Below are 11,896 nucleotides of genomic sequence, written 5' to 3'. Positions count from 1 at the left end.
ATAATGTCATTATCATTAATAATTGGTAACTCGGGTAGTGGTAAATCCACTACCCTTTATAAAAGAATAATAAAAGAAGCTATGGCAAATAAAGACAAGAATTTTCTTGTTATAGTTCCAGAGCAGTATACTATGTCCACCCAAAGACTTCTTGTTTCTATGCACCCTAACAAGTGCATTATGAACATCGATGTTTTATCCTTTAATCGATTGGCATACAGAGTGTTTGAAGAGCTAGGGGCTGGCGTAAACGCTGTTTTGGATGATACAGGAAAATCTCTTGTAATTCGCAAGCTGATAAACTCAAATATCAATGACATAAAGACTTTAAGGAATAATATAACAAGAATTAGCTATATTACTCAGGTAAAGTCTTTGATTTCAGAGCTTACTCAGTACAATATCACTCCAGATAAGCTTAAGGAGATGATTGATACACCTGCAATGTCAGAAAGCTTCAAAAGAAAAGCCTCGGATTTGTTAGTATTGTACGAGGCTTTTTTAGATTTTATAAATGGTAAATACGTTACCACTGAGTCTATTTTATCTACGTTAAATGATATGTTGGATAGCTCAGAAATAGTAAACGGTTCAACAGTTGTATTAGATGGATTTACGGGCTTCACCCCGATCCAGTATCAGCTTGTGGAACATATGCTTGCAATATGCGATGAGGTAGCAGTTACAATTACAGCAGACGAAGATACACCTCTTTTAGAAAACCTTGCAGATGATGAGTTGTTTTCAATGTCATCTGAATTTGCAATAAGAATGAACAAAATCGCCAAGAGAGCTGGCGTAACAATAAATAAACCTACCTATATTTCCAGGAAAAATGGCTGGCTTTCAGGCAATGAGATACTCAGCCATCTTGAAAAGAATATTTTCAGGGCGAAGCCACAGAAATACGCAGGTAAGGAACAGCCAAACAGTAATATAGTACTGACTAGTCTCAGAAGTCAGCGTGATGAACTACAGTATGTTGCTATAGAAATTAATAAACTAATCAGAGAGGGAATGCATTACAAGGATATTGCCGTTGTTGCACCTAACCTGGAGGAATATAGATATTTAGTTTCGGGGATATGGAACGATTATGATATCCCTTACTTTGTTGATGCCAAAACAGAAATCTTATTCCATCCGATGACAGAAGCAATAGATGCTTTGTTTGATATTTTCGATAATGACTTCAGAAGAGAAGATGTATTTAGATTCTTAAGAACCAATCTTACAGACTTAACATTCGAGGAAATGGATTACCTGGAGAACTATCTTATTTCTACAGGAATCCGTGGCAAGAAAAAGTATTTTCATCCTTTTGCAATTCGTTCTAATTCATATTCCAAGGATGAGGATTTACTTAGGGTAAATGAAATTAGAGAAAAGTTTATTGCCCCTTTCAAGGCATTTGATAATCAAATTTCCAAAAAATGTTCAGTAAGAACAATTGCTACTGCTTTATATGAGATTATTTGCTACTTCGATTTTGAAGGACAAATTAAAACAAGAGAAAAATTATACGAAGATGGCAATCAGCCAGTTAAGGCGAAAGAGTATAGCCAGATTTATCCGGTTATAATGGATATCCTTGATAAGTTGGTGGGAATTCTTGGGGATGAAGAAATGGATTTGGAAGAATTCCATGATATTTTTGAAGCGGGTCTATCGGCAGCCTCAATTGGTGTAATCCCTCCTGCCAATGATAGCGTGATTTTAGGAGATATTGAGCGTACACGTTTGTCAAATATCAAGGTGTTGTTTTGTATTGGAGCATCTGATGATGCTATTCCAAAGAAGGTGGAGAATGGAGGTATTCTTTCTCAGCTGGAAAGAGAACAGCTTCTAGCCCAAGGTTTTGAGCTGGCTCCATCAGATAGGCAAAAGTCCTTTAGACAGCGATTCTATCTATATCTGATGCTTACAAAGCCAAATGAGAAGCTTTATATTACAATGCCAAGAGTAGATTCTGCTGGTAAAGCTGTAAATCCATCTTATCTAATGGATTTATTAAGAAATATGTTCGAAGATTTGTCCTTAAAGGAGATAGAGAGCTTTGACATAGAGGATAGACTGTTGTCAAAGAAAAGCTCATTGGAGTACATGATTGAGCTTGTAAATAAAGCTGCTACCTTTGGTTTAGAGGTGCTGTCTAATCAGGAAAAAGCTGTATTAGAAGAGCTTTTAAACTGGGCAAAGGAAGATAGTTCAGATGATCTGGAAATTCTCTTAAACGGAGCCTTTTTCCAGCATAAGCGAGAAGACTTTTCCGATGATATTATGCTAGCTGTTAATGAGGCTTTAAATGCAGATGAGACCATTAAAGGTTCAGTATCCAGATTTGAGTTATACAATGAATGCAGTTATAAATATTTCCTGACATACATTATGAAGCTTCAGGAGAGAGAGAAGTTTGAATTATCCAGCATCGATATGGGGAACTTTTATCATGAAGCGATTCAAAGATATTCTGATAGCTTAAAGGCAGATAATAAAACCTTTAAGGGAGTAACAGAGGAAGAGCGAGAAGCATATATTGAGACAGCTATCTCACAAACCTTCCAGTCTATGGCAAAGGTTGCAACTCTGGAGGATTCTACTCAAAGATACATAGTAGAATCCATGAAAGCGACTCTAAGACACGTGGTAGAGATAATTACAACACAGGTATCAAGAGGAGAATTTGAGCCTGAGCTTTTCGAGGAAAAGATTCAATCTGAAATAATCAATCCTGTCAGTGGCGAAGTTGTTGCAAACTTAAATGGTAAGGTCGACAGAATCGATATGACGGATGGTGACGACAGAGCGGTAAGAATTATCGATTATAAATCAAGCGGTCATAAGCTTGATTTGGATGAGTGCTATTATGGCCTATCAATGCAGCTGCCTATTTATATGGGAGTTGTTTTAGATAAGCTTAAGGACAAATATCCAAATTCTACTATGCATCCATCAGCTATGCTCTATTATGAAATGGCTAATAAATTCCTGGAGCTTAGCAGTAGTGGAGAAAACTTTAAGGAAAAACAGTTAAAGCTTAGCAGAATGGAAGGCATCCTTTCATCCGAGCCAGAGGATTTGGCTGCAAATGATAGCACAGTTGGAATAGAGGATTGGCAGACAAAAGAATCATCTATTGTTCCATTCGGCGTAAAAAAGGACGGTGAGCTTTTAGCTTCTGCTAATGCAATCAGCCGAGATGATATGAAAACAGTTATAGATTATGCAGCTTTATCGGCAGCAAAGACTGCTGAGGGTATAATCAATGGCCAGTTTGAACCATCACCTGCAAAGCTTGGAACACAGATAGATGCTTGTAGATACTGTGGCTTCAAGAGTGTTTGTCATTTTGATGAAAACGAGCCAGGATATCAGGCTAGAAATTTGGAAAAGCGAAAAAGCAAGTCTGATGTATTGGAGTTAATGAAGGAAGAATTAGGAGACAAGGATAGTGGCACTAACTAAAGAACAGCTATTAGTGAAGGATACGAGAGGCAAGAACATGCTTGTTAGCGCTGCCGCAGGTAGTGGAAAAACCTTCGTATTAGTTGAACGAATAATATCTGAAATTCTTGATGAAAAAAATGGAATAGATGTGGATGAAATTCTGGTTGTTACATTCACTACTGCAGCTGCTGCGGAAATGAAAGATAGAATCCGACGTGCCATTGATAAAGCCATTGCAGATAATGGGGCGGATACTAGAATCAGGGCACAGGCCACTCTTATACATAACGCCCATATTAGAACCATAGACAGCTTCTGTAGCTGGGTTGTAAAAAACTATTTCTATGAAATCGATATGGATCCAGCCTTTAGAATAGGAACATCGGGAGAGCTCAAAATGCTTTGCGATGAGGTGTTCAGTGATCTTTTGTCAAAGTATTTGGAAGCGGATGATGAAGATTTTAAACTTTTGGCAGATGCTTATATTTCGGGCAGAAGAACAGACACTCTAAAGGAAATGGTCTTTGCAATACATGATAAAGCTACTAGTTTTGCCTGGATAGACGAATGGTACGACAATGCGTTAAATCTTTACAATATTGGTAGCGTAGAAGAATTAGAAAATTCCCAGTTGGTACAACAGATTATCGCATATACGGATTTGTATGTAAGTGGACTAATAGATTCAGTTGCAAAGCTTCTGGATTTATATGATTCCGATTGTGATTCTAAGGATAAACACATCTTTTCAAATGAGTTGGCTCAGCTTAGAGGTATAGCTGAAGCTTCCACTTTCAAAGACAAATATAGTGCTGTTATGGGTGCTGATTTTTCAGAAAGATTTGGAAGCAAAGGCACATCTTTAAATGAGGATGATTTAGCTAGAGCGAAAGCGCTTAGAGCAAAATACAAAGATGTGGTAGGCAAATTAAAGGAATCATACTATTCATCCAGCTTGGAAGATATGTTTTCGGATTTGATGTATGTGAAAAAACAGGCATCAGCATTAATCAGATTTACAAAAGAATACACGAAAAGCTTAAACAAAATAAAAGCAAAGAAAAATATATACGACTTTAATGATATTGAACACATGGCTCTTGAAATCCTTAGAAATAAGGACTCTAAAGAACATGAAAAAAGACCTGTAGCAGTTGAGCTGTCACAGCATTTCAAAGAGGTCATGGTAGATGAGTATCAGGATTCCAATGAGTTACAGGAACAGATTCTTACTGCTATCAGCAATGGAAGCAACTATTTCACAGTAGGTGATGTTAAGCAGTCTATCTATGCTTTTAGACAAGCTAGCCCACAGTTGTTTATTGATAAGCTTTACACTTATCCAACTGATGATACGGGCAATGATATCCGAATTGATTTGGATAACAACTTTAGAAGTAGATGGCAAGTTCTTGATTTTTGTAATCAGGTATTTGAGCCTCTTATGCAGATGGACGTTGGCGGGGTTGCCTATGATGAGAAGGCGGCTTTAAAGCTTGGAGATAAAAGCTTTCCTGGTGAAGGAAAGGATTATGAATCAGAGATTATAATTGCAACTCAGAATTCTGATTCAATGCAAGAGCTCAATATCGAAAATGGAGATGAGCTTGAGGCACTTGTTGTAGCAAAGCGCATTAAAGAGTTGATGGCATCAGGCTTTCAGGTCAGTGGGAAAAACGATGATGGACGATATCTTAGAGATATGCGTTTATCAGATGTTGTTATTCTCATGAGAGGTACAAAAGGCCATGCTGACAAATACATTTCCACATTAAAAGATTATGGCATACCAGCATATGTTGCTGAGGAGACTGGATTTTTTGATAGAGAGGAAATTGAGACAGTATTATCAATGCTTACTATTATTGATAATCCTTTTAACGATATTCCCCTTGCGGCAGTATTACATTCTCAGATGTTTGGTTTTTCTTCTGAAAGACTTGCCCAAATTAGAACAATTAACACTGAGGAATCTTTATATGGATGCCTCCTTGAGTGGAACAAGACAAAGTCCACAAAGGATGTTTCTGAGTTCCTTGATACATTAAACTATTTCAGAGAGCAGGCTATAGATACACCTATACATGAAATAATAGAAAACATCCTGGAATATACCAAATATGGAATGTACTGCAAGGCACTTCCTAACGGCAAGATGGCTTCTGCAAACCTGGATAAACTAGTGGATGAGGCTGTCAATTTTGAGAGTACTAGCTTCAAAGGATTGTCTCGATTTGTAAGCTATATTGAAAGCCTTAGAACATATGATGAGGATTTAGGACTTGCTAAGACAGTTGGTGAAAATGATGAGGCTGTCAAAATAATGACTATTCACAAAAGTAAGGGTTTGGAATTCCCTGTAGTATTTGTTTGTGGATGTGGCCGTGGATTTAGAAGTGACACAAGCAATTATTCATATGATGCAACACTTGGTGTGGCATTGAATTATCGAAATCCTGAAACAAGGATTACCTACAAGACACCATTTTTTAATCTGATTCATGCAAAAGCTGCAGCTGAGGAAAGAGGAGAATACTTACGAATTCTCTACGTAGCACTTACTAGAGCTGTTGATAAACTGATTATTACTGGTGCAATAAAACCATCAAAAGATAAAAGCGTTGTTGATAAGTTAGAAGAGTTTAGTGGGGATGGAAGTAAGCTCAGCTTCCCTACTAAGATAGGAGCATCCACAAGTATAGAACTGATTATTCGTGCTTTGAATGCATCGGGAAGAGATTACAACAGACGTATTATAGATTGTCAGGAATTGTTCATTGATCAGGTTGAAAAGGGAATTGTAAAGGAACAGGTAAAGAAAGCTATTGAAAGCATTGTCCAGTCAGGTAGTACTGCGGATAACACTATCGCAAATACGTTATCATTTAAATACAATGGCCTTGCAGATAGCAAATATAAAAGCAAGTATTCTGTTTCTGAAATCAAACATCAGGCAATGGAAAATACGTTCAAGTTCAATGAAGATGCAGCACCTGCATTTATTCAAAATGAAGAGGAAAGCTACATACCTCAGTTCATGCGTACGGCTACGGAAGGAAATGACAAAGAAAGCAAGGTTCCTTCAGGCGCTTTATATGGAACTGCCATGCATAGATTTATGGAATGCTTTGATTTTGCCAGAGATGATTACCAGTCAAGCTTTGATGAGCAACTGAAATATATGGAGGCCACTAAGAGCTTATCAGATGATGAATTTGCAAGAATCAATCATAGAAAGCTTCAGGTATTCTTAAACGACGACTTGTCTAATCGTATGTCAAAGGCAGCTATGAATGGAAAGCTTTACAAAGAAAAGCCTTTTGTTTTTGGAAGCGATGCAAAAGAATTGTTTGATGATGAAGATGTTACAGATGAGATGATTTTAGTACAGGGAATTATTGATGTCTTCTTTGAAGAGGATGATGGAATAATTCTTATGGACTATAAGACTGATAAGGTGGACGAAGACAAGGACTTAGTGCTAAGATATGAAAAGCAATTAAAGCTATACAAAGATGCAATAGAGCATGCTTACGATGTTCCTGTTAAGGAAGTGCTCATTTATTCATTTGCACTTGAAAGGAGTATTAATATATGTACGACAAATTAGTAGTTGAAACATTTTTGGAGAAACAGTTACAGTTGTTTCCTGAAAAGGTAGCTGAGTCTTACGATGAGGCAGTAGAGTTTTTAGAGGACGTATGTGCCACAGTCTGCAAGAATAAAAAAGAGGTACTTGAATATCTTGAAGACGAAATGGATATCACAGGCATGAGTGAAGAAGAAATCTTATCAGCCGAAGAAGTATTTTCTATTTCTGATGGTAGATATCTTGTTGTAGAGGGTTAATATGAAGTTTTATAAGAAGTTATTACCTATCGCTTTTGCGATATGTCTAGCGGTTAATTTTACTGGTTGTACCGTAGGAGACAAAGTAGTTTATTTCGACACATCTAGTGGATACAACACTGTATTTAAAATCGGAGATTTTAAATGCTCCAAAAAAGAAGCTCTTGTTTATCTATTAAACGAGAAAAACATTTACGGATCTGTAGATGGGGTAAATCTTTGGTCAGAGGATTATGATACTGATACAATGACAAGCTCAATAAAAGATTTAACAATGGAGCATTTAACAAGGGTATACATTCTAAATGTATATGCAAGTGAGCAGGAAATTGAGCTTACAGAATCAGAAAAGAAGGCTTGCTCTGACGCAGCAGAAGAGTACTACAAATCATTAAATTCAACAGAAAAAAGTTTTACAAAAGCAAAGAAAAAAGATATCGAAAAAATGTATATGCGATATGCTTTAGCTTCTAAAGTATACGAAGAATTAATGAACTCTGTTGATGAGGAAGTATCCGAAGATGAGGCCCGAGTTATGGAAGCTTTTGTACTGTATGTTTCAGATGAATCTACAGCAGAGACTATCCAGGGAATGATAGATTACGGTTACACATTTGAGAGACTTGCATCAACATACACAGAGCTTGATTCTTATCAGGTTACCTTCGCAAGAGGAGAGTATCCTGAGGAAGTTGATGATGTAGTTTTCAATCTTGATACAGATGAAGTTTCTTCAGCAATTGCTGCTGATGGTGGTTACTATTTCTTCCAGTGTTTGGACAAGTATAACGAAGAGTTATCAGAAGAAAACAAAACTGTAATCATCGAGAACCGCCGTAAGCAAGTGCTTGAAGACATCGTTTCTGATTTAGAAGATAGATATTTCTCTGACATGAATACAAAGCTTTGGGAGTCTATAGATTTTCCAGAAGATTCTTCGGAATTAACAAGTGATAGTTTTTTTAAAACATTAAATGACCATTTTTAGATAATTCAAAATATAAACAACTTTCTATATATAATTGCAAATTGTACTAAAAAGAATTGATAATTTATATTTTATTAGTAATTTGGTAGAAAATTAATTGAATGTACTAGCAATTGCGTGAGTAAATGACTATAATATAGGGCATATAAAAAATAATAATTGTTTGCTCATATAGGAGGGTGAAAAAATGGTAACAAATGCAAAGGTTACAGTTGACGATGTAAAGAAGTCAGCTGCATCTGCTGCTACAACTGTAAAGACTGCAGCAGCAAGCGCTAGTGAAGCAACTAAGAAAGCAGTTGCAGAAGTTAAAAAGGAAGCTACAGCAGCTAAGAAGACAGCTACAAAAGCTAAGGCAACAGCAACAAAGAAAGCTACAGCAGTTAAGAAGACAGCTACAAAGACTGTTAAGAAAGCAGCTGCTAAGTCTAAGAAGGCAGTAGTAACAACAGCTGTTGTTCAGTATCAGGATCGTGAATTTACAGAAGCTGAGTGCATCAAGAAAGCACAGGCTCAGTTCAAGAAGGATTACAAGAAAGAGACTCTTGAAGAGCTCAACATTTACATCAAGCCAGAGGAGCGCAAGATTTATTATGTAGCAAACAAGGATCGCGTTGGTTCAGTAGATCTTTAATCCTTAATATTTTTTATGTCGTAGCACAAAGCTGTATCGTATATACGATGCAGCTTTTTTATGGTCATGCTACGTGGAGGAATGATGAAAAAAAGTTTATTCGCAGTGGCCTATTGGGTATTAATAGATATCCTTTTTCTGGCCATTATAGGAGTGTTTACTACACATCCTATTAATTGGTTTATCGCCATTTTAATTGTGGGGCTATGCAGTGTTTTTAGCATTGTAAAATCTATTAAAGATACAGGCTATATAAAACAGACCCTTGCACTGCCAGAAAACAATCATAAACCGGTGTATGATTACATTCGTGCTCTTGCGGTTTTATTTATTATGTTTGTTCATGTGCTGGCTATGGATTGGCCATATGCATCAGGCATGGCAGGAACACCTTTATATGAGGTTTTAAATCTAATTAGATGTATTTCCGGGGTAGGAGGCAACTGCCTATTTTTAATGATATCAGGTGCATTACTTTTAAGGTTTAAGGATGAAAATCTTCTTACATTTTATGGAAGGAGATTTACCAAGATAATAGTGCCACTTGTAATTTATTACTTTTATTATTTGTGGGAATACAATGCACAGAGATATACATCATTTACAACGGCCATTTATAAAATCTTAACAGCTGATTATTCAAAGGCAAATGTACATCATTTTTGGCTTATATATGTAATCATCTCGCTGTATGTGTTGGTACCGTTTTTACGATACATGCTTAAAGAGATGCCATACAAAAAATTGACAGCATTGATAATGGTTTTATACATATATTTTGTTCTTACAAAAGTTATTATCAATGAAAATGCCATGCCTATGAATTTTACATTCTGGCTTTTGATCTTCTTGATAGGGTATTGGTATAGCTTGGATGAGTCACGTAAATACGATAGCATTGCAATGATTGCTGGTGTGGTTGCACTTATATTATTTGAAGTGGCGATTCATTTGAACCCACCAATGTCAGATGATTTAGCGGCTCATTATCCATATATGATAGTTGCATCTGTTGGTATAATGGCTATCTTCTTTAAACTGGGGGATAAGCTAAAAAATGTATATCTGATAAGATTGATTAGCCAGTATAGCTATGGCATTATTTTAGGGCACATGTTGGTGCTGGTTTTTGCAGTGAGAAAATATTGTTATGCATTTACAAGCTCACTAATGCATAAGGGCATGGGCTTCTTGTTCCTTTCGCTGGCTACATTAATAGGTTCTGTTATAATTGCCTATTTCATAGACAACATTACGGTTAAACCTATATCAGCAATTTTTGATATTAAAAAGAGAAAATAGTTAACATAATGGCTTTGACATATATCACACGTTTGACATATGTTAAAGCTTTTTTTATGCCTAATTTAAGTGAATAGTGCACAAAAATAATTCTAATAATTTGACCTATTTTTACAAAATGAACACTTTAGGGCTTAAATCGTATGTCAACCGATTGACATAGTATATGTTGAATGCTAATATCCAATTTGTAAACAACACACGAACCTATTTGAAGGAGGGTTAATTGTAATGAAGAAGAGGTTATTATCACTTATGGTGGTAGCTGCAATGTCAGCTTCACTAGTTGCTTGTGGTAGCTCAGAGGGTGGTTCATCTGATGGTGCTTCAGGCTCAGGCGTATCAATCACAGTACTTAATTCAAAGACTGAGATTCAGACACAGTTCGAAGAAATGGCTGAAGCTTATGAGGAAGCTACTGGCGTACACGTAGAGGTATACAACGCTGATACTGATACAACAGTTGCATCTCAGGTAGCAACAAAGTATGCATCAAACGATCCATACACACTTACAATGGTTGATGCAAAAGATATTTATTCACTTGCTGATGATTATGCATATGATCTTTCAAATGAAGATTGGGCTAGTCACACAACACTTGGTATCACAGTAAACGACAAGCTTGCTGGTTTTCCAGTTTGTGTAGAGGCAAGAGGCGTTATTTACAACGCAGATGCAATTGAGGCAATCACAGGCGAGACATTTGATCCATCATCAGTTGCAACACTTGATGATTTCCAGGCTCTTTTAGATGAGCTTAAGGCTGGCGGAATGGAGACTCCAGTTGGTGTCCTTTCTGAGTACTGGTCACTTGGTGCACATTACTTCGCAGAAGTATATGAGCAGCAGGAAGATCCAGATGCATTCGTTAACTCATTATTAGCTGGCGAAGCTGATCTTGGAAGCAACGAAAAGTTCAACGAGCTTATGGATACATTCGATACATTAATCGCTTACAACTATGCTAAGGGTTCAGCAGCAAACGCTGACCGCGAAGAGTCATCTATGATGCTTGCACAGGGCGACATCGCATTCATGTTTGGTGGTAACTGGGATTGGTCAGTAATCAACCAGTACGATTACACAGAGAATATGGGAATCATGCCAGTACCTGAGAACACATCTGATGACACAAACACAAAGCTTGTTGGTGGCGGTTCTAAGTACTTCTTCGTAGATAGCTCAGATGCTACAAGCGATGAGCAGAGACAGGCAGCACTTGACTTCCTTAACTGGTTAGTAAGTGATCCTGAAGGAAATGCATTCCTTACAGAGCAGTGTGCACTTGTTCCAGCATTCGACAACATCGATGCTTCAGCACTTGACCCACTTTCATTATCAGTTAAGTCTTATGCAGATGCAGGAAAGCTTATTCCTAACTACAACTACTTACCAGATGATCACATGACAGTAGTTGGTCAGGAAATCATGCAGAAGTATTTGGATGAGGCTATGACAAGAGACGAATTGGTTACAGCAGTAGAAGAGTACTTCAAGACAGCAACACCAATCGAACACTAAAATCATATTTTTTTCCTAGCTTGCGAAGGAAAAACATATGACAGCGAGTCCTATTGACGAAGTCAATCAAAAATGGACGAGCTTCCTAGTTATTAAAAGGGGGCCAGCATTATAGCGGGCCCCATGTCTTTTGAAAGGGATAGAATTATGAA

7 protein-coding genes are annotated in these 11,896 nt (G+C 37.1%); all 7 read left to right on the top strand.

Annotated elements, in window-relative coordinates; all coding sequences use genetic code 11:
• Positions 1-3: 3 nt before the first annotated feature.
• Positions 4-3,465, top strand: a complete 3,462-nt coding sequence (locus tag CRN97_RS07855) for a PD-(D/E)XK nuclease family protein (RefSeq protein WP_097076494.1) — start codon at positions 4-6, stop codon at positions 3,463-3,465.
• A complete protein-coding gene (gene addA / locus CRN97_RS07850; RefSeq protein WP_097076493.1) occupies positions 3,452-7,057 on the top strand; it encodes a helicase-exonuclease AddAB subunit AddA in 3,606 nt (1,201 codons plus the stop codon). Before CRN97_RS07855 ends, addA begins: the two co-directional genes overlap by 14 nt.
• Positions 7,042-7,296: a hypothetical protein gene (locus CRN97_RS07845; protein ID WP_044938055.1), complete on the top strand. Its 255-nt coding sequence runs from the start codon at positions 7,042-7,044 to the stop codon at positions 7,294-7,296. Before addA ends, CRN97_RS07845 begins: the two co-directional genes overlap by 16 nt.
• A 1-nt stretch (position 7,297) precedes the next feature.
• Entirely contained in the window at positions 7,298-8,284 is a 987-nt protein-coding gene (locus tag CRN97_RS07840) for a peptidylprolyl isomerase (protein ID WP_074791278.1), read from the top strand.
• A gap of 187 nt (positions 8,285-8,471) precedes the next feature.
• The gene (locus tag CRN97_RS07835; protein ID WP_097076492.1) at positions 8,472-8,918 is read left to right on the top strand and encodes a DUF6465 family protein; all 447 of its coding nucleotides are present in this window, start codon (positions 8,472-8,474) and stop codon (positions 8,916-8,918) included.
• A gap of 84 nt (positions 8,919-9,002) precedes the next feature.
• The gene (locus tag CRN97_RS07830) at positions 9,003-10,220 is read left to right on the top strand and encodes an acyltransferase (protein ID WP_179670709.1); all 1,218 of its coding nucleotides are present in this window, start codon (positions 9,003-9,005) and stop codon (positions 10,218-10,220) included.
• Between the two features lie 231 nt (positions 10,221-10,451).
• Positions 10,452-11,744, top strand: coding sequence for an ABC transporter substrate-binding protein (locus CRN97_RS07825; RefSeq protein WP_097076490.1), 1,293 nt, complete (start codon positions 10,452-10,454; stop codon positions 11,742-11,744).
• Positions 11,745-11,896 lie beyond the last annotated feature (152 nt).

This window comes from Pseudobutyrivibrio ruminis DSM 9787 (assembly GCF_900218035.1).
GTDB classification, from domain to species: Bacteria; Bacillota; Clostridia; order Lachnospirales; family Lachnospiraceae; genus Pseudobutyrivibrio; species Pseudobutyrivibrio ruminis.
This window is presented reverse-complemented; position numbering and strand designations above follow the sequence as displayed.